Origin of the sequence: Agaribacterium sp. ZY112, assembly GCF_041346925.1 — a bacterium.
GTDB lineage: Bacteria > Pseudomonadota > Gammaproteobacteria > Pseudomonadales > Cellvibrionaceae > Agaribacterium.
The window spans coordinates 373,697-399,739 of the sequence record NZ_CP166840.1 but is presented as its reverse complement, the minus strand read 5'-3'; the positions used below and the strand labels follow the sequence as shown (position 1 = coordinate 399,739).

The following is a 26,043-nucleotide window of genomic DNA, read 5'->3' as shown; positions in this document are numbered from 1 at the left end:
GATGAATGGGGCTTTTAAAACACTCATGACACATCATTTACTTGCTAACCACCTTACTTCTAATACTCTCCCAGATCGGACTGAAGTTGTTACAATTATAACACCGAAAATTAGATGTATATCTGGTCTTTGGTGTTCAAAAGTGCACCGGTTTAGAGCGGATGCTTTAACAAGGTTACATTCTGAGAACCTTTGATACCGCCCTCTCCATCCACGATTTTAGGGAGTCCTCGTCGGTGAGTATTTTATTATCTGGATGCCCTAAATATTCACATACAGATGTCGATTTGGTTATTCGTTTTTTCTTCCAGCTCATTGCTTTAAGGCCTTCATTTTTATGGTTACTCATTAGTTCAATAAGGATGGTTTGGAGTGCTGTGTTTGTGTTTTTCGGTCGGAAGATAAGAGTCGATAAACTTTCGTGCTCTGAGTTTCCTTCCTTATTTGTCCTGCAGGATAGTTCAATCTCGAGTACATGAATGTTGGTCGATTTATCACGCTCGATAATTGCGTGGCAGTATTGTCTTGCTCTTTGATCGATTAGATGGAGGCTACGACAACGTACTTTGGGTACTTCGCCGATTTTCGAAGTAATTGCCCAGTTATGTTCCTCTTTGAGCATGTCTAGCATCTTCATGAAAAGAGCTAGCTTTTCTGAGGGTTGAACCGGATTTGGTGGTGGGAGGTTGTTGGCATCTGCTCTGGAGTGTTTTCCTTTGTCATCTCCTTGCTGAAAACTGCCGTTCTCACTCTGTTCCGGCTCTTTCAATTCTTCTGAATCGTTCTTTGGTGGTAGGTTTTGGACCTCCGGGGGGCGGCGCTGTGTTTCAAAAACCGAGTCAAAACTTAGACCACTGCCAGACATATTTATGAGGTGTCTGCGTTTTTCAGCTTTAGGTTTGTTATCAGGATCCAGTTGCTTAGGCTTTTCAGTAGGGCGCTTCTTTTTTGGAGGCTTGTTCTCGCTGGGTGATAGTTCTTCGTTTTCTAGATAGATCTTATCGTCCGGGTGAGAGAAATACACTTTGTCGAGATCGGGCGCCTTAAGGCCAGCAATAGATCTAATTTCTCGGATGAAAATGTGTTGATGGTTGTCAACCTTACTATAAAAACCTGAATATGAAATTTCACAGTTGCTTAAATCCGGCGGTGTGAAATCAAAAGACCAGCGGTAGGATCCGTCGTTCAATAGTGTGTTGGTATTGATAGCAGGGAATATTGAGTTGAAGCTATTTTCGATGGACTCATCAAATAGTAACCATGTGAAGAAATTTCTGTATTGAGGGTTGCTTAAATATCCAACTGGTATATTTGAGGAAAGCTCAATTTCTCCTATTCGGTTTCCTGACCAGGATCTTGCTAACTGCCAGGTATTTCCCTGATACGCTGCTGCACGTACACACTCTGCTGAATGAAAAAACAGTGCACGAGCTAATTCATACAATGGCAGCCAGTAGGTTTTTTCGCCTTTTGTTATTCGATATACCTTGTTGTTCTCGAATTGTTCGGAATAGTTCTGTGAGCGTTTGAGCTCATCAGGCAGGTCGGTGAAGCTAGCTTTCTCCCAAAGCTCCTGTTCGGGAAGCATGGCTGTTCCTGTCCACCCCTGAGTTTTATTGGCTTTTGAGTTGGTTGGAAAAGTTAATCCGGAGATTAAGAGTGGTAGCAGGTCGATAGGAAAGGATTTACGAAAATGTCCTTTTTCTTTGTTGTGGAAATAGCAGACTACTTTCCAGCCCTCCCCCGGCCTACGAAACCAGTCTCCAAGTATGAGCAGCTTGGAGTCAGTGGGAATGTTTTTGAGTGAAATGTCGTCAATCATTTCTACTATGATAGGCCTTTTGTTTGTAGTTGAAGTATCTCGGTTTCAATAGTTGGTGTTAGCAACTCCTTCCGAATGTTTGCCAATCTGAGTAGGCGCCAGCGCTTGATTTGTTGATGCTGGCCTTTGATTACTTTGTAGGCATAGCGTAAACGGTAAAGCTGATGCTCTTCAACAGACTCGGCATGCTGCTCTAACCAGTTTGAGGTTAAAGGAAGGTCTTTTAGATGCTTTTCGATTGAACTGGCTCGGGGCAAGGAATTGATGAGCTGTGCTTTGGTTATACGTTTACGTTGTGGTTCGGTCATAAGCTTTGCAAACACAACTTCTAGAAGGTGTGCGTTTTCTTTGTCCCAAGAATTGTAATCGCAGACAAAGCGCTTATTTAAGTTTTGCCTCTTTTGGGGTTTGTGATGTTCTAGCCAGCGACGGTCATTTCGGTACAGCCAAGAGTAGGTTGCGCCTCCATGTTGTTTGGCTCTTAGTGCCTTTACTCCTAGTTTTGGGTTCTTCTCTATCAGGCTAAGCCAGACCTTTCTGTACTTGCTAGAGTCGTTTATATCTCTTGTTTTTTTTATGGTGACGGGGCGCCCTTGCGCTCCTTCCACTGGAAGCTTGGCTACCTCTTCGACTATTTGCTGAATGGGAGTGCCTGGGATTAATGATGTTATTACTAGTAAATGTCTTAGTGGATGAAACGATTTTCGGTGTTTACGGAAGATATCAACAAGCCAATGTTGATCGTGGTGGTTTTCAAAGTGGGGGGCGAAAACAGAGCCGGTCCATAAAGATCTTATCCTTTCATAGAGCTCAATATGTTGAACCCTACTTTTTTGTATTAGGTCGTGTTGGCTTGCCAGTTCTCGGTAGAACAATGTCCAGCGATTCGTCCCTAGTCCTCTTAGGCTTCCCAGAGTGAGTAATTCTGTGTATCGGAGATAAATCTGTTGTTCAAGCTTGCTGAGCTGTAAGTGCTCGCTGGGTGCGGTGATTAAAGTTGAGGTGGCAGAGTAAAAACAGTGCCTCTCTTTAGGGTGAAAAGGTACTTCTGACTGTTTGAGAAGACATGAGTGAGCTTTACAGTAGTCTAATCCGGGCAATTGGTGTTGTCTTAGCCAGTAGGCCTCCCCGAGGGTTGATAATTGTTCTTTCAGACATGTTGGGCAAAAACGAAACAATTCGACTTGCTTTATAGCGCTGGCAGCGATGCCTGTGCGGGTATGAATGCTATTGCCCCGGTTGGAGCACATAGCTTCCGTTATCTTTCCTGCCTGCGTGTTTGATAGGAATGGTAAATATATTGGGGCTAGGGTGTAGGAGCGAATAAGTTCGCAAGCATCGACTGCCCATATAGCTTGAAGGTTTTGTGTTAGGGCCTCTAAATGGCTGGGTAAATCAGGGATGGCCGTTGCCGTTGGGGAGGAGAATACCTCTCGTACAACGGCTCTGTGATTTGTCTTAAGGCCAGTGTGCAGCGCATAGCGTGCCACCATGCTGTAAAGCAGTTCGTCTGGATAGGGCGTAGGAAAATAGCCCAGCATATTATCCTGCTAGCAGCTCGTTCACAGGGTAGCTGATACCTTTCCCTTGTATCTCTTCATACATCGAACCGGACTTAGATGCGTGCATCTTCCTTAGGTCGTCATCTGCGAGCTGACTCCAGTTTTTGCGGTTGGTATAAACTGGCTTAGCATTACTCTTAGTGCTTGGTGTTTCTTCTGACTGTGTAAGTGCTGTAGTGGCTATTTGAATGATCTGAATTAGGGTGAGCTTGGGGTCTTTAGTGAGGGCGTCAGAGACAAGTGGCTTGGCAATGTCTTCAGCAATTCCCATGGCTACAATCGCCTTAATAGCGGAGTTGGCTATATTTGTTCCAACAGGGTCTCCGAGCTCAACTTGAGATGGCTTTTCTATTGGCTTTGCTACGAGCTGGTTGACCGCATTGATCATATCGCTTTCAAACTTGGGGAAAACCAAGTCATTGCAGTCTTCAATTTTTCGCTTGTTTCCTGAGCGAAGAGCTTCAATCATCGGTTTTACAATTGAAAATTCATCTTCAAATACTTGATCTAGTAGCCCCGGTGATAGTGTCTCTTCCACCGGAGAATCAGCCAATAGGATCGCTCTTGATTGAGCGAGGCAAAAAAGCTTAACAACAATATCAGGGACGCCTTGGCTTAGTTCGTATAGTTTATTGGTTAGCTGTTCATCGCGCTCAACTATGTTCTTTAGCCATTGGAACGGCCAAAGCTCTTCTAGAAAGTCTTCCCAGCTTTCATCTTTCTTTAGTCGGTCCCAAACGACGCTGCCATCTCCACTAGCGCGGCGAGCTTGTCTAAATTCGTTTGAAAACAGTCTCAGGGCTTTAGGTGTCCCAATTAAGACAACCGATACCTCAACGACGTTCACTAGCGTTACTAGAAAATTAATCATTTTCTTCTCGCCACCACTCTTAGCAAGGCTCATATGCTGAAACTCATCAATAACAATAAGGCCAATTGCGTGTATTAGACATAGGTCGGCTACGTCGGCCATCATTTTGGAGATGGTTGGTCGGCCTGATGCGTACATATCCCGGTAGTTGATGTTTAGGCGGCGCCCTAGTGCTATAAAAAAGCTTAAGCAAAAATCGGATAGAGAGCCGTCGTGAGGGCAATCCACTTTCAACCAAGGGACCTGAATCATGTGAAGGTCGGGGTGATAAATAACTCTTGGGTAGGTATTCAGAACGATATTAGTTGTAGTGGACTTACCCGCGCCGGAGATTCCTGCAATAGTCATTGAGGATGCTGGAGAGTCGACTTCGTCATGAACGTAGGCTGTTAGGTCTTTTTCCTGGATTAAGCCCCGAATAGAATTAAGTTTTCGTTTGAACGTTGCTTTATTTGGGTTTCTATTTAGATAACTGCAACGAATTAGCTTGGATAGCTTCTGCTCAATGACAATGTGTGTTGTCTGAGGTACAAAAAACTCTCGAGTAAGTCGGTTGATGGCATGCGCTCTAATGTGGTTTGGTAGGTTGAGTTCCTCCTGCTGGTAGGTAGGCTTTTTCCCAAGAGCCATGGCCGCTTGAGCAGGGCTCATTATTTTTGGCAGGGCGGAAATTAAAGGGTTTTCAGTATATTCAGGTAAGCCTTGATCTTTATATTTTGCTTCTGGGAAGGCGTTGGGTTTTGAGTCAGCCATTTGGGCTAGTCCTCTTTCAGCAGGTTTTTAAGATTAGGCAATTTGAAGCTTTTTTTCTGGGGCTGGGCTCCGTGTATTGGCGTTACTGTTGCTGAAGATTCTTGAGGATTAGGTGTGCGCTCTGCGGTTTTCTTGTTACGTTCACGCTGCCTTTCATTTCTCTTATTCTCTGTAATTCCCTTTCTGCGCTGTGACTTTTGCTTTTGGGTGTAGCTCGGCTGTTTTTGCTTTGACTCCTCTTTAATTTTATCTAGCTCGTTAGTCAGGTTTACTGCCCCAGAGCGTTTTCGGAGTTTTGAAGTTGCAGCAACGTCCAAGCGTATATCTTGCGCGCGCCATAACTCCCATACCGTGATATTGGCATACGCGCGACTTCGTGAAGTTAATTGTGCTGGAATGAAGTCGGAATAGGAGTCGGTGTGCCTCAAGTAAATTTGGTTGGTACTATAAAGGTCGTAAGCGACGGTTACTGTTTTTGGGCCTCGGTAGTTACCTTCAAACCAGCCCCACTCTAAAGCCTGTGAACAACTGTAGTAACAGCCAAATAATTTGAGTCCATGTTCGGTGATAGTAGCCTTGGTGTGAGGTAATAAATTTACCTTAACTAATTCAGGGTTGGGTCTTCGTAATAGGCCGGTTCTATTTTGTATTCCCCAATTCCAAAGCTCTACAGGGATTCTGGGTAAATCCAATGGTACGCCAGAGTCAATATCATAAGTGCGGATCTCATGGTCGTTAAGGTAGTGCAAGACAATTTTTATCATCATCTTGGTGAATTCTTTTAGGGTTAGTGTTCCGTCTAGTCGGTAGTCCTTTCCATGGCGCTTTTTACCAATTGGCTTTTTAGTTACATAGCTCTCGACGAAGGGTTTCATGGATGCTTGTACAGTTCTAAAGTAGCGTTCGACCACACCTTTCCAATCTGCTCTGTACGCTGGTGTATTTTGAATTTCTACGTGAAACGATTCGCTTAAAACTTCTACGTGGCGGCCAAGCATTTCACCCTTATCGCCGATAATATTTTCAGGAAGTCCATGTATTGGCCACATTTCTTCTGTGATTTCTATTCCGAATTCAGCACAGTACGCGACTTTATCGGCCATGGTGTTGCCTAATGATTCCATAGCGCTTACCCAAGAGGCGTTTTCTAGGCCAATGTACATTCCAGCTATGCCCCGACTAAAGACGTCTACAACAAAGTACAAGGTTGGTCGGCCTATGATTTCAGAGCGATCTTCTTCTGAAACGAGATAAACATCAGCAATGGTGGCATCGATTTGATAGAGATAACCGGGACCAGGAACTTCAGCTGTTGACGTGCCAAGGCTGGGGCTGAAGTCTTTTAAGTAGTTAATCTCACCTTCTCTTTTTTTAGTTACCTCAAGTGGTGTGTACTCTCGCTTGTAGAAGTATCTAAATTGTCGCTCGGTTGGAACGTTGATCAACTTTTTTGGTGTACAGGGGAGTTTTATCCCATATGCAATCAGTAGTTGATTGTAGGCGTATTCAAATTCGTATTGGTCTTGGTTGAGAAGGCACTTTTCGATACAAACTCTGAATAGTGCTTTTATTTCATTGGTGACCGGTATTCCCTCCCCTAGAGCCCGGGTTCTAGGTGCTCCACTTCGTTTATCTTTGAAGGTTCTTGCTTTACCGGGGGCGCCAGAGTTCTCGTACCGTCCGCCAAGGGTATTTTTACATTTTCCGAACTGCCAATACTGCCTTAGCCAGCGATACACGGTTTGTTTGGTTGCTCCGGATATAAGCATCGCTTCCTCTAAGAGTTTGCCTCGATTCTTGCGATTGTAGATTTCCGGTTCTGAGTACACAGCATCTTTGATTGCTGCCCATGCTCGTTCCTGAATCTTCTCTGACTTTGACTCAGGTTTTGGTGGAGTCATGCTTATTTTTTCATAGGGGTCATCAATAAGCTTTAAGTCAGTACTTGCGAGTAGGTGTTCGAATTGCACCTTACTTTCCACTTGAGGCAGCGCTTTTGGATCGTCGATGTCGATCCAAAAGACCGCTTGGCTGTTACTCCATAAAATGCGAATTCGCTTTTCATCCCATAAATAGACATCATTTGGCATGAACATATTCGATATCCTCATTGAGCCAGTAGTCTGATGGACTGATGTGCTTGGCCTTTAGCTTTGTATGGGGTTGATTATGGATGTCCCATAGAAAGGCATTTTGAGCGGATAAGTGCCGGAAATACTTCAGGTTTGTTCCCGGTTTGAGCTTTAGTCTGGAATCGAGCTCGGTTAAAAGTGGAGGGAGTTTTTCTTCTGGCTGAGCGTCCAGCGTCTTAACGATATCTTTAAATACAGTTCTAAGGGATTCGGCGTCGAGTTCATAGCTATGCATATGGGGGGCAAGCCATCGTATGTTTTGTACCGTAATACGTGGCACCTCATGCTCGGTAAATATGAACCATTCCACGCCTTCGTTTTCCCAAAAGCGTCGCTCCAGCTCCTGCTTTTCGATGGTTCTTTCGTCCTCAAGGTCTTGGGTATATTTTACGGATATTGCTTGGCAGGAGTGCTGGCCGTTTATTTCAAAATCGACGAGCAGGTCTGTTGTCATTATCTGGAGGATGGCCTTGTGGGTGGGGTGCTTGATACCAAGGCGCTTAGCTATGTTGATGGTTGATTCTGGGTTTAGTGGGAACTGCTCACGAATGTCGGTGACGGTGTGATTCCAGTCGAAGAGGAGGAAGGCTGCGAGTTCTAGGTCAGAGAGGAGATGGACTACACGATTGTGAGTTAGGGAGGGCCTCCGGTGAATACGGCCTTTGCTGGGGACGTCTCTGACGGTTAGGAAGGGTTTGTAGTCTCTGCCAAAGCCATCGCCGCGCTTCTCCTTCTCCAGCCGCTTGATGATAGCTGGCTCGAGAAGCCCTTTTATTTCACGGGGTTGAGGATTGAGGAATGAGGATCTTTGCCGCATATAGGCCATCCGCGCTCATATTTTGATCAAGTATAGCGCGGAATGGACTAAAGTATGAAACTTTATTGTTTAGGGTGATACTTTATTGTTTGTATGACACTTTATTGTCAATCTACATCGTAAGATTAATTTGGCTTAGCGTTTATTCAACCGTAACGCTCTTAGCGAGGTTTCTCGGTTGATCGACATCCGTACCTTTAATAATCGCAACATAATAACTTAGTAACTGTAAGGGCAGGGTATAAATAATAGGGCTTAACCAATTGTTGGCACTAGGTACGTTGATGACACGCATCGTGTCGTCGCTTTGAAACTCGGTATCTTCATCGGCAAAGACATAGAGAACGCCGCCACGAGCTCGAACTTCTTCGACATTGCTGTGAAGTTTTTCTAACAGTTCGTTATTGGGGGCAACCACAATAATTGGCATATCAGCATCAATTAAGGCGAGTGGTCCGTGTTTAAGTTCACCGGCGGCATAGGCTTCTGCGTGAATGTAGCTGATCTCTTTTAATTTTAATGCACCCTCCATTGCGATCGGATATTGATCGCCACGGCCGAGAAATAAAGCGTGATGCTTTTCCGCAAATTCTTCGGCAAGGGTTTCAATCTCGGTATCAAGTTTTAGGCTTTGCTCAATAAGGGAGGGCAGCTGTTCTAAATCGCGGCGCAGGTGGCTGCAATCGCTTTGACCTTTGGCTTGTCGAATGGCACACACTAACATGGCAAACGCAACTAGCTGGGTGGTGAAGGCTTTGGTCGAGGCGACTCCAATTTCTGTACCCGCGCGAGTCAAAAATGCGAGATCACTTTCGCGAACCAGTGAGGATCCGGCGACGTTACAAATAGCGAGTGAGGCTAAAAAACCGGGTTCTTCTTTAGCTTTTCTAAGTGCTGCGAGGGTATCTGCTGTTTCTCCACTTTGGCTAATGGTGATAAGTAGCGAGTTTGCAGGGGTAACACTTTGGCGATAGCGAAATTCTGATGCTATTTCAACTTGGCAAGGGATGCCACACATGGCCTCTATCCAATAACGTGCAACCATACCGCTGTGGTAACTGGTACCACAGGCGACAATTTGTACGTTTTGTATTTCCGCTAATAAATTCTCTGCATTAGCACCGAAACTCTGTATCTGAACGCCGTTATTATTTAAGCGGCCTTCTAAGGTGTCATTAACAGCTTGGGCTTGCTCATAGATTTCTTTGAGCATGTAGTGACGATAGGGGCCCTTGTCTCCGGCGTCATAGTCAACGTCACTTTCGTGAACGTCTCGTTTCACTTCAAGGCCATCTTCATTAAAAATGGTGACGCTGCGTCGAGTAATTTCGGCAACATCGCCTTCTTCTAGGAAAATAAAGCGGCGTGTAACAGGTAAGAGGGCCAGTTGATCCGAGGCGACAAAGTTTTCACCTATGCCCAAACCAATGACAAGTGGGCTGCCAGATCGGGCAACAACAATTCTATCTGAATCATTACTGTCAAAAACAACTGTGCCATAAGCACCTTCAAGTTCTTTAACGGCTTTTTGCGTGGCTTCCACTAAGCTTTCGGAATCTTGAAGTTTTAAGTCAATTAAGTGAGCAATGACCTCCGTATCTGTATCGGAGTTAAAGTGGTAACCCTGTTCCTGTAATTCTCGTCTTAAGCATGTGTGGTTTTCAATAATACCGTTGTGTACTAACGCTAGGTGCTCGCCACTCATATGGGGGTGTGCATTTATTTCACTGGGTTCGCCATGAGTTGCCCAGCGTGTATGGGCAATACCTGTACCGCCACGTATCTCAGATGATTGATAGGCTTGCTCTAGCTCTTTAACTTTACCTAGGCGACGTAATCGCTCGATTTCTCCGTTGTTTATTACGGCTAAACCGGCGCTGTCATAACCGCGATATTCTAAACGACGTAAACCTTCAATAAGGATTTCAGCTACATCGCGTTGGGCAACACCGCCAACTATTCCACACATAATGATTCCTCTGTTGCAATCAGCACTTGGCTGCCCTGCTTAGTAATTTGTTGTTGTTGCTCTGGACTTAGTCCGGCATCGGTGATGAGTATGTCAACCTGATCCCAGCTAAGTTCTAAATTAGGTATTTTTCTATGGCTTTTCTCTGCTTCAGCTAGAACGATCACTTTTTCGCTCACGTCGGCCATGCAGCGGCTTAAGCCGGTAAATTCGTTATAGGTAGTGGTGCCACGTTTTGGGTCGAGGCCGTCTGCTCCTATAAATAACAAGTCAAAGTTGTACTGCCTCAGCATGTGTTCTGCTTGCTGACCCTGAAAGCTTTCTGAGCGTTGGTCCCAGGTTCCGCCGCTCATTAAGATCGTCGCTTCGTTCTCAAGTTCCCTTAGTTGTGAGGCGGTCGATAAGCTATTGGTCATAATCACGAGCCCTGATACTTGGTCTAAGTAGGGTAATAAAGCGCTGCAAGTGGCACCACTATCAATAATGATGCGGCTATTAGGCTTTATTAAACTAGCTGCTACTTGGGCGATCGCTTGTTTATGTTCGCAACTTCCGTTATCGAGGTGTGCGCTTGTGGACTCATGTGGCAATGCTTTTGCTCCGCCAAAGCGGCGCAGCAGTAAACCTGCGTCTTCCAGTACTGCAAGATCTTTACGAATGGTGACAGCAGAGCAATGGAAGTGTTTGACAAGTTGTTCCACGGTTATTTCACCGAGTTCATTGACGTACTCGATGATTTGGTGGCGGCGCTGCTTAGTATTTCGTTTATGCATAAAACGAAAGATATAGCTCTTTTAAGTTTCGAAGTGAAAGATAATTGTAATCGCTTTGCAACAAAAAACAAGCTCGGGGCCGTTTAGGGTTATTCCTCGCCACTCTTACTGACGTGTTTGATTAAGCGATTTTTTAAAGCCGTAGGGATGTTTTTAATGATCAGGCTATCGCTCTGTGCATCGTAAACAACGGCTTCGCCTAAGCAGCTTGAGGCAAAGCTCATGCTCATTTGTTCATTGCGGCCACTGATACGGACAAAATTTCGCAACTGGCTTTTGTCGGGAATGATCTCTTGTTGCTCAACGCGTGGGTCTTGGCTTGCAAAGTTAGAAAAGCGCGGGCCAGGTTGATAGCTATCGACTTGTTTGCGGCCTTGTTCAATCTCTTCGCTGAGCTCGCTAATGTTGACGGACTTGCCTACTTTATCTTGCTCTAGGCAGTAGTCGACGACTTGCTTACGGGTTACAGCGGCTTCAACAGGCGGCAGCTTTTCTGCAAATTCATTCACTACTTCAAGAAACACTTCGGTTTCTTTACTGGTATCACGCTTATCGCTAAAGCCTATGGTGTTGCTAAAGTGATCGCTTACTTCTTTCTCTCCCCTCGAACGAACTAGTATCAGAGGAGTGTCGGTGTGGGCTTCGTCACTTTCTAGCTCGCTCAGGTTGAGCTTGGCGCTTAAGCCTAGGCTTTTGCTATCAAGATAAAGGCTTGGTTCGAGTGCAAGTTCATTATTTAGAAAATGGGCGCTTTGGTGCTGTACTGTAAATACGTAAAGCAGTTCTTCGTTTTGCAGCTTTTCATGGGCAAAGATGACAAAACTTTCGAAGAGGCTCTCGCTCTCATCAAACTCGGTTTTGAGTTGTTGCATGAGTTTTTTACAGAGGCTGTTAAAGCTCTGTTTTCCTTCACGCCAATCTTTGATCCATGCTGCTGTCGGGTGTCGAGCACTGTCATCACTTAAGCGGCCGTATAATTTACCGCTGCGCTTAATCAGTTGCTGTTTTAGCTCTCGAAACAGTTCATCAACACGTCCATCAATGGCCCAGTCATCATGAAGAGACAGCAGTGCGGGGCTGTCAGGTTGAAGACGAGAGAAACTTTGCGCGGAAATAGTTTGTAAGGCCATAATTGAGATCGGTCGTGAGCTGGGCGGGGGATTATCCCTCAGCAAAAGGCGAGTGTCAGCCTCTATCTCATATCATGTTTAAAGAAGAGTGCAGGGGGGATTTGAGTTGCTCGGTTCTAGCTCGCGTTGGGCAGAGCTCAAGGTTATTTCTTGAGTTGCCAGATCCCGCTTTTGTCTTTGCATAGAGTAATGTTGCCATGGCCTTTGACGATGCTCTGTGGATGAATCTCTACATCGCGGCACTCTCCCTTAGAAGAGCCGTGTATTTCTTTTAAAACAATATAGCCGTGATGACCACTTTGTGGATTAGACCAAGCCTCGCTAGAGCCAGCATCAGGATGAAGCATTAACTTATTCATAGCTTCAATAATGGCCTGTTTATCATCGGGGTCTAAACCGCTGCCAGGTAAGATGGCTTCACCTGCATTTTTGGCCATTCTAAATGGTGTTTTAATAAGTCCGGTAAAAAAGCCTTGTACAGCCGCTTCACTTGCATTTTTTCCAACCTGATCAGCACTGGCTACGATGCCCTCAACACGAGTCAGTGTTGGCGGTATACTTGCGCGAATGTCGGCGCTTTCTTTAAGTATTTGTGGGGCTAGAGTTCTATAACCTTGGCTTTCTTCTATGATGCTAGGCAGACTCTTTCTAACAAGCTCGACCTCTTTTAGTAGGCTGGGTAGTTCGGCCCTTAAAGCGGCGCTCTCAGCTAGTATCGGCTTAATATTTTGCTCAACCGCTTCGACTTGTTTAAGAATGGCGGGGATTTGTGTCTGCACACTGTCTATTTGCTTGAGTATGTCTGGTACTTGTTCGTTGATGGCATCAACACGCTTAAGTATGTCGGGTATTTGATCGTTTACTCGTTTTACTTCCCCTACAACACCCTCAATGGTTGCGCCGCTGTTATCTAAGCCGCTCAGTATCAGAGGTAATTGCTGACTCACTGAATGCACGGTCCATGAGAAATAAGCGATGGCGGCGGCAAGGCAACTTACTGCACCTGCAATCGCAAAACGGCTGTTAGTTGACGTGCTCATTAACGGTTCTCCAAGCGGTTGTAGTCAAAGAGCCCGTATTCAATTGGTGTTTGTTTTTTGAGTGCGCTGTGTAATTGATCACTGATTTGCCAAAAGTCTTTATTGGTTCGGCGTATACCAAAATCATCAACCAATTTTTGATAATCCTGCTCTGAATGTAGTGAGCGGGCTCGTTCTATAAAGGCACTTAACTCACTCAGTTCAACTTGAAAAAGCGCGTTAGGGTAGGCGCCGATAAGTCCGGGAGCAATACTAACGGTGTTTTCTTCAGGAGCAAGAGTACGCCCCTCTCTAAATAGGCTTGTCAGTCGCTCGTGGGCATTGTTGCGAAGCAGGGTCGCCCACCAACTTTGTTCATTGTCTCGTATTTGAATAAAGCTTGTTTCTGCAAAATATTGGCTGAGTAAACCGTTGGCGAGATGAAGTTTTTCAAGTTCACTGCGTATATTTAGAGGCAGCCTATCCATGGAAAAGCTGTGATCAAGACTGTCGTTTAAATGCGATTGCAGTTGAGCATAAAGCGCTTTTTTTGTGTTCTTCTCTGGAAGACCTAGCTTGATCATAATGTTGTTTTTGGTTTCAGAATCAAGGTATTCCAATACGGTATCATCGGCACCGCGATACCATTCGGCCAGCTCTTCGCTGCGCTGGGGTTCGGGTAGCAGCATTAAGAAGTTGCCTTCGCCTTCCATGCGCAAGAAATCCATAAACATACGTGTGTAAAGCTGGTGGCCAACATTGCCGTAAACATCGTAGCCAGCTACTAACAAATAGTGGATTCGCTCTAATAAGTTGTAGCCTATGAGCCAAGAGGTACGTGGCGCAGGGCCAATAAGGCCTTTCTCTACCGTTGCAGTATCAAAGTGGCGGAATATGGTGAGAGCGGCATTATTGTTGCCCTTTCCGTCCCAGACGATGTCCATGCCGGTTTCAGGTATTTCATCGATATGGGCTTTAAAAAACTGATCGTAAGCATCTAAGAGTTTACGTTGTTTTTTTGAGTAACGACGCCAGCTGAGAGGGTCGTAAATATCGCCTTTAGCGTTGGGCATCTCAAACATGTCGGCGTTTTTTGCAGTGAATTCGCCTAGTTGTTTTTCAGGTTTTGCCCCAAGGTCAGGGCTAACAAAGAACACCCAAAAATGATCACGAATAACATTAAGCGCAACTTGGCCTCGGCATACAGGGCCTTTAATAAAGTTCATAATTGTGAACTGGGCTTCATCGAGCAAAAAGCGATAACGGCTGGTTTGAGGAATTTGGGCAAAGCTTTTAAATGGGTTGCCTGCAACTTCGAGTTCGTAGCTAGGAAGCTTGTTGACTTCAAAGTCCAAATTGTAAAACCACGTTCGCCAGTTGTTCTCTCGCGTATCATCTAATAAATAGGGCAGGTGGGTTTTGGCTACTAGTGTTTCGCGTACAGGGGTAAAGCGGTAGTAGACTCGATTTACTTTTGGGTTGCTATAAGGTCGCCTGCTAGCAATTTCGTCTAAGGTCTCGCCCGGGCCTGTATGCGAGCGGACCAAACGATAAAATTGGGTATTAATACCCTCGTCTATAAAGTAGACGTGGGCAAGAAACAGGTGTTCATAGATATAGCGAGCAACCAGCTGCTCTTTTAGGCTATCGCCATTAATAAGCTGTTCCCACTGGGTGATTTTATTTAATTGTTGATCCGCTAATGGGGGGCGCTTGCTGTGCAAGGCGCCTTGTTCAAGCCAGGTCTGGATAGTACTTTGCTCTTCTTCACTTAAACTCGGTAGTGCATAGGGCATACCCCAGAGCGGGTTCTTACGCTCGAATTTTGCGTATTGATCCGCAGTAGGGCATGTATTCGCTCTATCTATACCTAGAGTAAAGTCATCACTTAGTAATTTATCCGCGGGTAAAGGATGGCGTTTTTTTAGTTGTAGAGCTCGATACATAAGGCTGGCTTGGCGATTGGCTAGCGGTGTTTGCATATGCTCATTTAAAATGGGGTAAAAGTCTTTTTCACGCCATTGCTGCGTCGTTTGTGCGTCTTCAAATAGGCGCGACAAAGGTGCGGGTTTAAGTCTGGCTTGATCGTAAACAACCTGTTTACTACCGCCGCGATCTATCCCTTCGGGGGAGCCGAGTTTGATTTGGCAGGGGGCATCGTAACAGCCATGACAGACAACGCAGCGGTTGTCGATAACAGGCTTGACCTCAGTCCAGAAATCGAGGTGTTTGTCTGTAGGTAGAGCGCTTACTTCGCGAACTTGAACCTGAGCAGGGCCAAATAATTCGTCGAATTTTACGATACCCAAGCTGGCACAAGCGGCCAGCAGGGTTACGAGAATAACGGGGATGCTTTGTTTCATTGTGTCCCCGTAAGATCTTTAGGGTTTAGTTAGCGGCCCCTTGTTGCGCTGCAAGGGAACTCATGGTGCTCTTTAGTTTATTTAACCAAGAGTTGATTTCCAAGTTAATGTTACGCGAATTATTCACTGAATCGTTACGCTGCAGTTGTTGGCGATCTCCTATTTCTCTAGCATCGGCTAAATAAGCGACTAATTCACCGGTTTCACTGTCATAGAGTTTGGCGTTCATAAAGAGCCCACCAACGCTATAGGTCCATACACTTCCTCTCATTGCGCGATTATTACCGGTGTCAGGTGAGGCGGTGGGAATGAATTTGGTAAACTCAAAAGAGACCGATAAGACGTTTTTACCGGCTTTATCTGTAAGAGGGATGGGGCCATCGCTGGGGAAGTTACTGGCCACACGATCGGCAAAGCGTTTTTGTAAGTTTGCTTTATCCTCTTCTGTTACATCCCACTTTTTATCGCGCATCTCTAAGCGGCCCTGATTAATTTCTAGATTATCCAATTCTAGTGGGTCAAATTTAACTGCCTTAAAGCGAGTTAAGTCTTCACCATCACGTAGGTAAAACATCTCAAACTGACTTTTATCTACTTTGGTCATACCAGCGTAAGGCCCTTCACTGATAGGACTATCGCTAACAATTGGCTCTGGAGTGCTACAGGCACTAACGATAATAAGGCTAGCGCTGAAGACAATAGGTGCTAGGTGTTTTACTGATACTAGAAGTTTCAAGGGGACTAGACGTTTCATGAGCAAATCCTTGTCATGTGCAGACATGAGATATTGTTATTGTTTGAGTTTCTGTTGCTAAGTTCTCTATTTATAAGTATTAAATAGTAACTTAGGGAGTGACATCTGTGTCAGTAACGAACGAGAGTGACAGTGATAAAACGCTTTGAGAAAACTTTATTTGTGATGTTAGGGCTGGCTTGCTGCTAATGTTACCTAGCTTGGCCTCTTAGGAACAGTAAGTGGGCTCCAAATGGCACTCGCCTACTGATTACTAAATAGAAAAAGGATAGAACGTGGAAGAGGCGCTAGCAGTAGTTACCCCCTATTTTACTTTGTTTCAGGGTGGAATAACGGCTGCTAATAATGACCATGGTCATTATGCCTCCCTGAACTAAAGCAAAAACGGCGGCAAATAATAAATAATCAGTGGCTTGTAGTACTGAAATGGATATAAGTGCTGCAATAGCTAGGTTTCTTACTGGAAACTCGATCATGATGGTTTTTCCATCACGCGGTTCGAGTTTCAGTATCTTAGCTGTTAACAGGCCTAAGCCCATCATCAGCAAGGTGAAAATAAGTGCTGCCCCAAGTAATGCTAACCCTGTGGTTTTGAGCAGTTCTAAATGAGAAAAAAGAGCTGCTAGAATAATGGCGATGATGCCGACAATACTAATCTGATCAAAACGACGATTGTTTTTATTCACCCAATCGGTTTTTTTATGGCGCACTAACATACCTAAGCACACAGGCAGGCATAAAAATAAAGCTAACTGCAAGGCAACCTTGAGATAAAAACTGCTTGCCCCTAGGTCGAGCTTTGAGGATATCAGTAAGGCTGCCAATACAGGCATACTGATTAAAGCAATAAGAGATGCTATGCCTGTAAGGGCAACAGAGAGCGCGGCGTTGCCATAGGCAAGACGTGTATAGGTGTTTGAAACAGCGCCAGCAGGGCAGATAGATATAAGCAAAATACCAATCTGAATAGGCTGAGGAAGTCCGCTGAACTGGCATAATAAAAGTGCAATACCCGGGATAACGGTTATTTGAATGAAGAGGATGCCTGCAAATGATCTTGGTTTAGAGGCGACCAGTTGAAAGTCTCTAATACTAAGGCCGGTGCCAACTATAAACATCAATACGAAGGCGAGCAGAGGTATAAGTAACTGAAAAATACTGATCAAAATATATCCTTGGCTTTTTTAAGGGTATTGCTCGGGGTTTCATGAAAGCGCTGCTTATAATGCTGGCTAAAGTGGCCCATATGTTGGAAACCATATTTCAGTGCAAGGTCGGTGATGCTGGCATAGTCCATATTTTGTTTGGACTTATGCATTAGGTCTTTACGAATGGCATCAAGTTTTAGATTGCGAACAAATTGTGTGGGGCTACAAGCGTGCACTTTTTGAAAGCTTGTGCTTAAGCTGCGTTCAGAAACACCGGCTGCTTTAGCTAAGTCTCCAGCACTTATTGCTTGCTGTAAGTGCATGCAGGCGTAAGCTTCTGCGCGTTGAACTTGCCAAGCACCAGCTTGTGGCTGGGGCTGTTTTAGTTCGGCGCTGTAGTTGTGTGTTTGCTCCTCTAATAGCAGCGTGAGCAAGCTTAGTTCTAAGTGATGTGCGGCTAAGGAGCGAGGCTTACTAAGGAGCCCCTGCCGATTTACATCGTCAACAATCAAGCTCAAGAGACGTAATAGGCTCTGTCCAAAATCACAATTTAAATTAAGCTCAACTTCGAAGCGCAAATCCTGACTTAATTTTCGACCCAGTAGTTTTTCTAGTTCTGCTTGAAGTTGGGCTTTGGGGAATCGAACATTGAATAATTCACAGTGCTCTGGAATCCAAATGTCGTGTTCATGGCCTGCAGAATAGACACTGGCTTTGCCTTTGCTTATTACGTGGGCGTTGTTCTCCATCGTAAAACGGAAGAAGCCGCTTAGTGGGATTGCTAAGGTGAAATAGTCTTCGAGGCGGCCTCCTTTGATCTCCAAGCCTTTAAGGGTGCCTTGGCCTATAAGAAGCTGGTTTGTGCTGGCTACAGAAATATCAAAATTAAAGCCGTTACGACCTATACGCTGTAAGCCTTGATGGGGGCGCCAGGTGTTTTCTAAGGCTTGGGCTGCTTGATCAAAGTCGTGTGTCTGCAGTACATGGTGGTTCTGTAATTTAAAGTGTTTTTTGTGCATAAGGCTCGCACCCTTAACAGCGAGTAATAGCATAGTAATGAAACTGCTTTGTCTTCAGCAAGTCCTAAATCGGAATTATTTTTGTTGTATTTCCGAAATCGGATTGCACTATGCTGGGGGGAACTCTAATGTTGAGGCTCTTAGAAGGGGGTTGGGATAGTGACCTTTCATGTCAAAGATAACTTCAACTTAAAATCTAAAGGCTTTAGGGCTCACCCAGAATGGGCTCTCGATTGTATTTGTTCGATTAAAACTTCAGGTTAATGTTTTACATATTTTGTGTGTTGCTTGGCTATCATCACATAGCCCGCACTATGCATGTTAAGCGCCTTCCGGAAGGCGAGTACTGTATTTATTGGTGTTTTTTGAGTTGGGGGACAAACACGTTTCCTTTCAGTTTTAGTGGATTTAGGCTAAGAGACATAAGCATTAGCCAATCTTTTAACAAAATGGAGTTAGATATGAAAAAACAAAAGTGGATAGGTATTGCTGCTGCATCGCTTTTTGCCTTGCTCGGTGCTTCAGCGTCAGCCAAGCCTATAGTGCATGATGCGGAATATCAGGTTTTGTTGAAACAGCACGGTGAAGCATGGGCCGAGGAAGATTTAGAACTGGACAAGCGTTTAGCCGCTCTAGAAAAGAAATACGGTAAAAAACCCAATATTATTCACTTGATGTGGGATGACTCAGGTTATGGCGATGTGGGAAGCCCAATTCTGACTCGATTGCATGGTATCGATACACCCAATATTGCGCAAATGGCTGAAGAAGGGTTGACCTTTACCCGCATGTATACCGAACCCTCATGTACTCCAACTCGCGCAGCTGCTTTAACGGGGCGCCATCCTATTCGCTCGGGCATGTTTCAGGTTATTTTTCCTATTCATGGTTTAGGTTTACCCAAACAAGAAGTAACTATTGCTGAAATTCTTTCTAAGAATGGATATAGCACTGCTTTTTTTGGTAAGGCCCATCAAGGTGATATTGAAGAGAGTTATTTACATAACCAAGGTTTTGATGAAGCGTTATTTTCAACCTATAACCAGTTTGCGTCTCAATTCTTTAATGAGACAGGCGAAATTTCACGTATGACCATTGGTTACTCTGAAGATCAATGGGATCAGCATGGTTATGCGATTGATAAGGAATTCCGCTACAAGGGGGAAGATATCGTCTGGGCGGTTGAAGGTAAGAAAGGAGAGCCTGGTAAGCGTTGGAATAAGGATTTATCTGTAGAAGAGCAGCTCCGTTTTACTGATGAAACTCATGCTCGTTCACTTCAATATATTCGTGATCATGCTAATGATGAAAAACCATTTTATTTGGATTACTGGTTTCATGGGCCTAATTTTGTAGAGAAATTTACCGATCGAGGTCGGGAAGCTAACAGTGCTCGTGATAATGCGTTTGGCGATTTTGTTGAGCATATGGATGAGCTGGTGTCAGAGGTTATTGCCGAAGTGAAAAAGGCGGGAATCGAAGAGAACACGTTGATTATTCTGATGGCGGATAATGGCCCCATGAAAGAGATTTTCCCAGATGAGGCATTCCAAGCGATCTTCTCTGGTGGTAAAGGCTCATTCCTAGAGGGAGGCATTCGTGTACCTGCCTTTGCTTGGTGGCCTGGGACCATTGAGTCAGGCTCAGTTGCTGGTGATATTCTGCACGTAAGTGACTTGTTTACTACGTTCGCTCGTTTAGGTGGTGCTACAGACGATATTCCTAGAAACCGTGTCATTGACGGGATTGATCAAACCGCGCTGCTATTAAATGGCGATGGACATAGCCGAAGAGATTATGTTCACGTATATGCAGGTCCGAATTATGCTGCAACTGTAAAACAGCAATTCAAACGTCATTGGATGTCGTCACGTCCTGGGCTTGTCGGTAAATCATTTTTTGATCTGTACAAAGACCCTCGTGAAGAAAAAGGCATGATGGGGCAGTTCTTATGGGCATGGGAGCCTTTTGATTCAATCAAAGGTCGTCATGAAGCTCAGATGAAAAAATACAAAAACACGCCTCCCAGAAAAGCTCCTGTCTTTACTGGTCTCTCGAATTACAGTCCTAAAAAATAAGTATTGAGGCCTTCTTATGAAGGCCTTTTTTATATCTGTATTAAGGAATAAAGATGAAATACATGGCGTTTTTTTTATTTGTATTGGTATTTGCAAGCCCTGTTTACGCGGACAAACCGACATCTATTAAAGTAGCTGGGTACAAGGTAGATCGTGTTCGGGCGCTCTTCGATGGAATAGTTAAGATCGATGGTGTAGAAGCTAGCTTTGAGCAAAGAGCGATTGGCGATTTAAATACAGAAGCTTTTAGTGGTGGCCAACGTTATGATATTACAGAGATTGGCCTTCATCCGTTTATTTTGGCTGTAGCTAATGATGGCTTTGATGACTACCAATTATTACCTATCTATCCAGTTAGGGTGTTTCGCCATAAAAGTATTTTTATTCGTACGGACAGGGGGATTAAAAAACCACAAGACCTGAAAGGGAAAACCATTGCTACCGCAGGTTTTTCTTCAACCTCGCTAACTTGGATTCGCGGGATACTAGAGAATGAATACGGGGTTAAACCTTCCGATATTCATTGGGTCATATCACAGCAAGATTCGTCAGCTGTGGCTGTGGGTAAGGTATCGAAAAACGAGAGCCTAGTACCTAGGGGACTCGACGTTAAGCTTGGCCCTGAGGGCATGAGTGAATCCGACTTATTGGCAGAGGGGCTGGTTGATGCTGTGTTTCATGCTGCAGAGCCTAAGGCTTATATTGATGGTCACCCTAAAGTGGCTCGTCTCTTTACTGACTCTGTAGCCGTCGAACAAGAATATTACAAAAAAACGGGTATCTTCCCGATCATGCATGCTGTTGCAGTGAAAAGGTCCTTACTTAAAAAGCACCCACGCTTAGCTCAGCGTATTTATGATGCCTACAGTGAGTCTAAGTTATATGATTTTAAATCTATGGACCTGGGTTGGGCTTTTAATAGTGTTCCGTGGTATCCGCAGGCGCTAGAGCAAACTCGGAATACGATGGGCAATGATTTTTGGCCTTATGGTGTTGAGAGAAACAAAAAAGCTCTTGAGGCACTCTTAGAGTATTCTTATCATCAGGGAATGAGTAAGAAACAACTTAGCATCGATGACCTATTTGGTGAATATCAAGAATTAGTTTTCAGCCCAAGTAAATAACTCGGATTGAGCTCATAAGGCTAGACGCTTGAGTGGCCATTCTTTCAAATAATTTGTAAGTGTTAATCTATGAGAATGAAGATTATTAGTGGTGTTTTTTATAGCGTTGTTTCTTGCGCTTTGTGTGTTGCCGTGTGGGCCGATGAGCCTGAGCTTCAAGATATGAGTGATCCGCTTGCAGTCTATACTCAAGCAGGAGCAGGTTATACCAACCAGGGCCTTAATATTAAATTAGGCAAGTCTTATGATTCTGGTGTGGAAAACCAGATGGCCATGAATATCATCGAGATTAAGGGGATCTATGGCGAAGCTTTAGGTTGGGATAGTGGTAACAATCCTCGTGATAATAGTGTTGATTCTTTTCGTTTTCGAAACTTTAAAGTGAATACGACAAATGGTCGCGGTGCTCAAGTTGATGTCAGTTACTCTCTTAAAGAAAGTGCATTAGCGGAGCGCTCGGGTACAGCCTCTTACTCGTTGATGCAAGCTTTACCAAAGCTAGGCCGTTTTCAGTTTTACCCGCTACTGGGGGGTGGAGTAAATTTTGGTCTTAATATTGTAGAAGATGATGGCAGAATCGATAGTGGTTATTCTGTCAATGGGGCCTTTGGCTTAGTAGGTATGTATAGTAAGTTTGATGTTACAGATAAAATCTGGCTGAACTACAATCCGTTCTGGTTTACAACGCTTTCTGGGGCAACAAATTATCAAGAGAATGCTTATGGGCCAGATCAAAGTGATTTATTAACACACGAGTTTGCTGCAAGTTATCAGTTTACCCCGCGTTTTAATTTACGTTATTTTGCTAATTGGACTGAGCTAAACGACTTTTCTGATGGTAATCACCGCTTAGAATTTAATTACCAGATATAAAAAGGCCCGCTTTATGCGGGCCTTAGCTTGTGAGTTTAGCTACACGTTATTTATTAACTAAGATTTTAATCATTTAAGGTGATATTAACCCTATCCAGTTTACCGTTGTAAATAAAAGGCCCTTCATAGAGTTTGCTTACTTGAGTGCCGGTATCGCGACCTATATCAAAGGTTTCGGCTAGTGAGTAAGTTGAAATGTGCATCTTAGGCATGGTGACTTCATCGACTTTTTTTCCATTAACATAGAGTTCTCCAGTACCCGCAAAAGGCCCTGAGCGGGTGAACTTAAATTCAAAATCGTTTATGCCTGCTTTAAGTTTTGGTGATTGCATTTGGTAATAAACACCGTCTAAGTAGTTGTAATCGTATTTCAGGCGGCTGTTTTGAATGAACATGCTAAAGCCTCCTGTCATACCACCCACCGCGACAATGACCCCTTCGTCTTTGCCGTTATAGTCAATACGGGTTGTGATTGTATGGCTTCGGTCTTTTACTGGCGCAGAGGCTTTTTCGGCTATGCGCACAGCGCCAGGCCAAAAATAAACAAATTCTTTTTGGTCGCCAAAAAGTCTGTCTTGTTGTGATGCTAAGCGTTTGATCATATCGTCGTAGAGAGGGAATACATTGTATTTCCACGCTTCTTCTTCAAAGATGGCTTTTAGCTCTTCGAGTTTTTCAGGCATTTCATCGGCGAGGTTTTTACTCTCACTGAAATCTTCGGCGACGTGGTAGAGCTCCCACACATCTTTATCGAAGTCTAAGGTTACGTTGAGCTCCCACGGCATACGATTTGCGTGAAGGGTCACGGCCTTCCAGCCATCAACCCAAATAGCGCGGTTGCCAAACATCTCATAGTACTGTCGCTTTTTAGCGTTAGGTGCATCGGCATTATTAAAACTATAAGCCATAGAGGTGCCATCCATGGGTTGCTGCTCTATGCCGTGATAAGTCTCAGGTACTTCGATGCCGACAACATCCATAATTGTTGGCGCAATATCGCTAATGTGATGGTACTGATTGCGAATTTCACCACGTGCTTTAATACCTGTTGGCCAGCTTACGATAAGAGCATCAGCTTGACCGCCACGGTGTTCACTTTGTTTGAAGTATTTAAAGGGAGTATTACCCGCCATAGCCCATGCTGCATGATAGTGCGGATATGTATTGGTTCGGCCCCAGTCTTCAAGGTGGCGCATATTGGCTTCAAAAGGAGTTTGTAAACCATTAAGTACATAGGTTTCGTTAAAGGTGCCGGCTAGGCCACCCTCACCGCTAGCCCCGTTATCTGAGGTTACAAAGATAAGCGTATTGTCGTATTCGCCAATGCGTTTGAGCTCATCTACAACACGTCCAATTTGCATATCGACATATTCAAGCTGGGCAGCAAAGACTTCCATTTGGCGGGCATATAGCTTTTTCTCATCGGTATTAAGACTGTCCCAAGCGGGTAGCTCGTCGATACGCGGGCTAAGCAAGGTGCCCTCAGGAATAATGCCAAGCTTAAGTTGTCGCTGATGGATTATTTCTCGTGTTTTATCCCATCCCATGTCGAATTTACCTTTGTATTTATCAAGGTAGTTATCAGGTGCATGGTGAGGGCTGTGCATAGAGCCGGAAGCCCATAACATCATTAAAGGAATATCGGGCTTGATGCTTTTATGACCGGTAATGTAATGAATGGCGCGGTCAGCGAGGTCTTTGTCTAAATGCTCACTTTTGCGATAGTGCTCGGGGGTGTGGTCGTTCCACATAACCGGAACAAACTGGTGAACGTCGGCGGCCATAAAGGTATAAGCATGGTGGAAACCTTCACCACTTGGCCACCTATCAAAGGGGCCTACTTGGCTTACTTCGTAAAGTGGTGTGTGATCCCATTTGCCCAGCGCATAGTTCACATAACCGTGCTCACCTAAGTAGTTGGCCACTGATTTGGCCGATTCCGGCATAACAGCGTTGTAACCGGGAAAGCCCATAGCCGTTAAGGCGTGTGAACCCAAGCCTATACTGTGCGGGTTGCGACCGGCCATAAGTGAACCACGTGATGGTGAGCATAAAGCCGTGGTATGGAAGTTGTTATAACGCAGGCCATCTCCTGCAAGCGCATCAATGTTAGGTGTTTTGATTAAGCCGCCAAAGCTTTCTATATGAGCAAAACCGGTGTCATCCAGTAGAAAGATAATGACATTAGGCGCGTCTTTAGGGGGCTCAGGTTCTGGAGCCCACCACTCTTTTGATTCTTCATAACGCTCAGCAATCACACCACCAAAACCGTCGACATGTTTTATGCGATTGCCCTTGGCATTGGTACTGTATGTGTTGGCGCTGGTTGCGCCTTTATCTGCAGCAGTGTTTGTTTGTTCGGCGGCGCTGTTGGTTTTATCGCCGCAGGCACTTAAGCCTAAGGCAAAGAGGCCGAGTAGGGCGCCTCGTTTAACAGTGGATAGGGGGGAGGGCTTCATAAGCGGATTCCATGCTAGATGATAAGTTGTTTGGCTTTTACGTAAAAAACCGGCTATTGGTTTAGGGCTTATTGAGAGCACTTAATGGATCTACATTTAAGTGGTTGCTAGCTGACTGGCCGTATTCCAATACGACAAGCTGATACTAGCTCTTTTGTTGGTTTAATGCATAGCTCACTGGTGATTAGCTGGGCTTTTCCTTTGTGTGGTGATGACAGGGCCCGCACTTTGTCTTAGCATGGTCTGTTACTAGCCTCAGATGGAAGTTCTGTGCTTGCCAAGTACAGTTTGCTCTAAAGGAAATTCCCTATGTTACGCCTCACATCTCTTCTTTTTTGTTCAGCATTTGTACTTATTGTTAGTGCGTGTGGCAAAAAAGAGCCAGAACCCATAAAAGACATCATTAAACCGGTTAAATTTTATACGGTCGATAGCGCCGATACTGTTAGATTTGAATACCCAGGCCAAGTAAGCGCTGCCCAAGAGTCGACGATGGCGTTTGAAGTGCCTGGGCGCATCGTAAATTTCCCGGTGGTTGAGGGGCAGGAAGTTAGAAAAGGTGATGTTCTAGCTCAGCTTGATTTGCGTGATTATGAAAGTAATTTGGCCGCAGCTCGCAGTGAGTATGACAGAGCTAAGAGTAACTTTAATCGCGGTGAAGAATTGATTAAAGGTCAATTTATTTCGCAAATGGACTATGACAATTTACGTACCAGCGAGAGTGCCGCCAAAGCTAATTTAGAACGCTCAGAAAAAGCCTTAGAAGACGCCACCCTACGCGCACCTTTTGATGGCATGGTTGCGAAGAAAATCGCGGATGACTTTGCCAATGTGCGCGCCAAACAAGATGTTTTACTGCTGCACAATTTAAGTGATCTTGAGGTGGTCATAAATATCCCTGAAAGTGATTGGGCTCGTGTTGAACGTTCACGCCAAGGCGAAGCGCGTAATGAGCTTGACCCCCATGTTCAAATTGCGGGTTTTCCAAAGAAAATTGTGCCTGCTGTTGTGCGTGAGGTATCAACCACAGCTAATCCGACTACTCGAACCTACGCCATTAAGCTGGCTTTTAAGTCAGAGGGCGATGAGATGATTCTTCCGGGGATGACGGCAAAAGCTTATGTGGATTTACCCAATCTGGTTCAAGGTGTGGCCATGCAAGTGCCGGTGAATGGCGTAGCCTATGACTCCGATGGTAAAGCCTATGTTTGGCTTATTGATTCAAGCCATGTCGTCTCTCAGCAGTTTGTTGAAGTCGGCCAGCTAGTGAAAGGCAATATTGAGATATTAAGTGGCCTAAAAAATGGTGATGTGATTGCAACATCTGGTGTACATCATCTTAAAGCTGGCGCTCAAGTGCGTGAGTTTAAGTAGGGG

The 26,043-nt window shown here is 44.7% G+C and carries 18 protein-coding genes; 4 read left to right on the top strand and 14 right to left on the bottom strand.

The annotated features are described in order from the left end of the window. Positions 1-175: 175 nt before the first annotated feature. From AB1S55_RS01755 to AB1S55_RS01695, 13 genes are all read right to left on the bottom strand, one after another. The gene (locus tag AB1S55_RS01755) at positions 176-1,822 is read right to left on the bottom strand and encodes a Tn7-like element transposition protein TnsE (RefSeq protein WP_370980060.1); all 1,647 of its coding nucleotides are present in this window, start codon (positions 1,820-1,822) and stop codon (positions 176-178) included. A gap of 5 nt (positions 1,823-1,827) precedes the next feature. After that, positions 1,828-3,363, bottom strand: coding sequence for a TnsD family Tn7-like transposition protein (locus tag AB1S55_RS01750; protein ID WP_370980059.1), 1,536 nt, complete (start codon positions 3,361-3,363; stop codon positions 1,828-1,830). 1 nt (position 3,364) lies between these two features. Further along, complete coding sequence (locus tag AB1S55_RS01745) at positions 3,365-5,008, bottom strand: ATP-binding protein (protein WP_370980058.1); 1,644 nt, start codon at positions 5,006-5,008, stop codon at positions 3,365-3,367. A 5-nt stretch (positions 5,009-5,013) separates the two neighbouring features. Next, the gene (locus AB1S55_RS01740; protein ID WP_370980057.1) at positions 5,014-7,104 is read right to left on the bottom strand and encodes a Mu transposase C-terminal domain-containing protein; all 2,091 of its coding nucleotides are present in this window, start codon (positions 7,102-7,104) and stop codon (positions 5,014-5,016) included. Next, on the bottom strand, positions 7,088-7,957 hold the full coding sequence (locus tag AB1S55_RS01735; protein WP_370980056.1) for a TnsA endonuclease N-terminal domain-containing protein: 870 nt from the start codon (positions 7,955-7,957) through the stop codon (positions 7,088-7,090). Before AB1S55_RS01735 ends, AB1S55_RS01740 begins: the two co-directional genes overlap by 17 nt. A 142-nt stretch (positions 7,958-8,099) precedes the next feature. Next, entirely contained in the window at positions 8,100-9,926 is a 1,827-nt protein-coding gene (glmS, locus tag AB1S55_RS01730; RefSeq protein ID WP_370980055.1) for a glutamine--fructose-6-phosphate transaminase (isomerizing), read from the bottom strand. After that, complete coding sequence (locus AB1S55_RS01725; protein WP_370980054.1) at positions 9,914-10,699, bottom strand: DeoR/GlpR family DNA-binding transcription regulator; 786 nt, start codon at positions 10,697-10,699, stop codon at positions 9,914-9,916. The genes glmS and AB1S55_RS01725 overlap by 13 nt, the downstream gene beginning before the upstream one ends. Positions 10,700-10,788: 89 nt before the next feature. Then, positions 10,789-11,829 (bottom strand): nucleoid-associated protein, encoded by a 1,041-nt coding sequence (locus AB1S55_RS01720; RefSeq protein WP_370980053.1) that lies wholly within the window; start codon positions 11,827-11,829, stop codon positions 10,789-10,791. Between the two features lie 143 nt (positions 11,830-11,972). Further along, positions 11,973-12,869: a hypothetical protein gene (locus tag AB1S55_RS01715; RefSeq protein ID WP_370980052.1), complete on the bottom strand. Its 897-nt coding sequence runs from the start codon at positions 12,867-12,869 to the stop codon at positions 11,973-11,975. Beyond that, positions 12,869-15,211 (bottom strand): fatty acid cis/trans isomerase, encoded by a 2,343-nt coding sequence (locus tag AB1S55_RS01710; RefSeq protein ID WP_370980051.1) that lies wholly within the window; start codon positions 15,209-15,211, stop codon positions 12,869-12,871. Before AB1S55_RS01710 ends, AB1S55_RS01715 begins: the two co-directional genes overlap by 1 nt. 25 nt (positions 15,212-15,236) lie before the next feature. Further along, entirely contained in the window at positions 15,237-15,965 is a 729-nt protein-coding gene (locus AB1S55_RS01705) for a DUF3313 family protein (protein WP_370980050.1), read from the bottom strand. Between the two features lie 287 nt (positions 15,966-16,252). After that, a complete protein-coding gene (locus tag AB1S55_RS01700) occupies positions 16,253-17,131 on the bottom strand; it encodes a bile acid:sodium symporter family protein (RefSeq protein ID WP_370980049.1) in 879 nt (292 codons plus the stop codon). Beyond that, a complete protein-coding gene (locus tag AB1S55_RS01695; RefSeq protein ID WP_370980048.1) occupies positions 17,128-18,132 on the bottom strand; it encodes an AraC family transcriptional regulator in 1,005 nt (334 codons plus the stop codon). Before AB1S55_RS01695 ends, AB1S55_RS01700 begins: the two co-directional genes overlap by 4 nt. Before the next feature lie 461 nt (positions 18,133-18,593). Between AB1S55_RS01695 and AB1S55_RS01690 the strand changes: the two genes are divergently transcribed. The 3 genes from AB1S55_RS01690 (at position 18,594) to AB1S55_RS01680 (ending at position 22,207) form a co-directional block, all read left to right on the top strand. After that, the gene (locus tag AB1S55_RS01690; RefSeq protein WP_370980047.1) at positions 18,594-20,210 is read left to right on the top strand and encodes a sulfatase-like hydrolase/transferase; all 1,617 of its coding nucleotides are present in this window, start codon (positions 18,594-18,596) and stop codon (positions 20,208-20,210) included. A 53-nt stretch (positions 20,211-20,263) separates the two neighbouring features. Next, entirely contained in the window at positions 20,264-21,334 is a 1,071-nt protein-coding gene (locus AB1S55_RS01685) for an ABC transporter substrate-binding protein (RefSeq protein ID WP_370980046.1), read from the top strand. A gap of 69 nt (positions 21,335-21,403) precedes the next feature. Beyond that, entirely contained in the window at positions 21,404-22,207 is an 804-nt protein-coding gene (locus AB1S55_RS01680; protein ID WP_370980045.1) for a hypothetical protein, read from the top strand. 65 nt (positions 22,208-22,272) lie between these two features. Here AB1S55_RS01680 and AB1S55_RS01675 read toward each other — a convergent pair whose 3' ends face one another. Next, positions 22,273-24,666, bottom strand: a complete 2,394-nt coding sequence (locus AB1S55_RS01675; RefSeq protein WP_370980044.1) for an arylsulfatase — start codon at positions 24,664-24,666, stop codon at positions 22,273-22,275. 309 nt (positions 24,667-24,975) lie between these two features. On the opposite strand from AB1S55_RS01675, the gene AB1S55_RS01670 reads away from it, so the two are divergent. Further along, positions 24,976-26,040 carry an efflux RND transporter periplasmic adaptor subunit gene (locus tag AB1S55_RS01670; RefSeq protein ID WP_370980043.1) on the top strand — a complete coding sequence of 355 codons (1,065 nt, stop codon included), beginning with the start codon at positions 24,976-24,978 and terminating at the stop codon, positions 26,038-26,040. Positions 26,041-26,043 lie beyond the last annotated feature (3 nt).

Bases quoted from the DNA above. Each gene is read 5' to 3' on its own strand.
- AB1S55_RS01680 (WP_370980045.1), top strand. From the start codon at position 21,404: ATGAGAATGAAGATTATTAGTGGTGTTTTTTATAGCGTTGTTTCTTGC.
- AB1S55_RS01685 (WP_370980046.1), top strand. From the start codon at position 20,264: ATGAAATACATGGCGTTTTTTTTATTTGTATTGGTATTTGCAAGCCCT.
- AB1S55_RS01725 (WP_370980054.1), bottom strand. From the start codon at position 10,699: ATGCATAAACGAAATACTAAGCAGCGCCGCCACCAAATCATCGAGTAC.
- glmS (WP_370980055.1), bottom strand. From the start codon at position 9,926: ATGTGTGGAATAGTTGGCGGTGTTGCCCAACGCGATGTAGCTGAAATC.
- AB1S55_RS01755 (WP_370980060.1), bottom strand. From the start codon at position 1,822: ATGATTGACGACATTTCACTCAAAAACATTCCCACTGACTCCAAGCTG.
- AB1S55_RS01735 (WP_370980056.1), bottom strand. From the start codon at position 7,957: ATGCGGCAAAGATCCTCATTCCTCAATCCTCAACCCCGTGAAATAAAA.
- AB1S55_RS01745 (WP_370980058.1), bottom strand. From the start codon at position 5,008: ATGGCTGACTCAAAACCCAACGCCTTCCCAGAAGCAAAATATAAAGAT.
- AB1S55_RS01705 (WP_370980050.1), bottom strand. From the start codon at position 15,965: ATGAAACGTCTAGTCCCCTTGAAACTTCTAGTATCAGTAAAACACCTA.
- AB1S55_RS01740 (WP_370980057.1), bottom strand. From the start codon at position 7,104: ATGTTCATGCCAAATGATGTCTATTTATGGGATGAAAAGCGAATTCGC.
- AB1S55_RS01670 (WP_370980043.1), top strand. From the start codon at position 24,976: ATGTTACGCCTCACATCTCTTCTTTTTTGTTCAGCATTTGTACTTATT.
- AB1S55_RS01715 (WP_370980052.1), bottom strand. From the start codon at position 12,869: ATGAGCACGTCAACTAACAGCCGTTTTGCGATTGCAGGTGCAGTAAGT.
- AB1S55_RS01710 (WP_370980051.1), bottom strand. From the start codon at position 15,211: ATGAAACAAAGCATCCCCGTTATTCTCGTAACCCTGCTGGCCGCTTGT.
- AB1S55_RS01695 (WP_370980048.1), bottom strand. From the start codon at position 18,132: ATGCACAAAAAACACTTTAAATTACAGAACCACCATGTACTGCAGACA.
- AB1S55_RS01720 (WP_370980053.1), bottom strand. From the start codon at position 11,829: ATGGCCTTACAAACTATTTCCGCGCAAAGTTTCTCTCGTCTTCAACCT.
- AB1S55_RS01675 (WP_370980044.1), bottom strand. From the start codon at position 24,666: ATGAAGCCCTCCCCCCTATCCACTGTTAAACGAGGCGCCCTACTCGGC.
- AB1S55_RS01750 (WP_370980059.1), bottom strand. From the start codon at position 3,363: ATGCTGGGCTATTTTCCTACGCCCTATCCAGACGAACTGCTTTACAGC.
- AB1S55_RS01690 (WP_370980047.1), top strand. From the start codon at position 18,594: ATGAAAAAACAAAAGTGGATAGGTATTGCTGCTGCATCGCTTTTTGCC.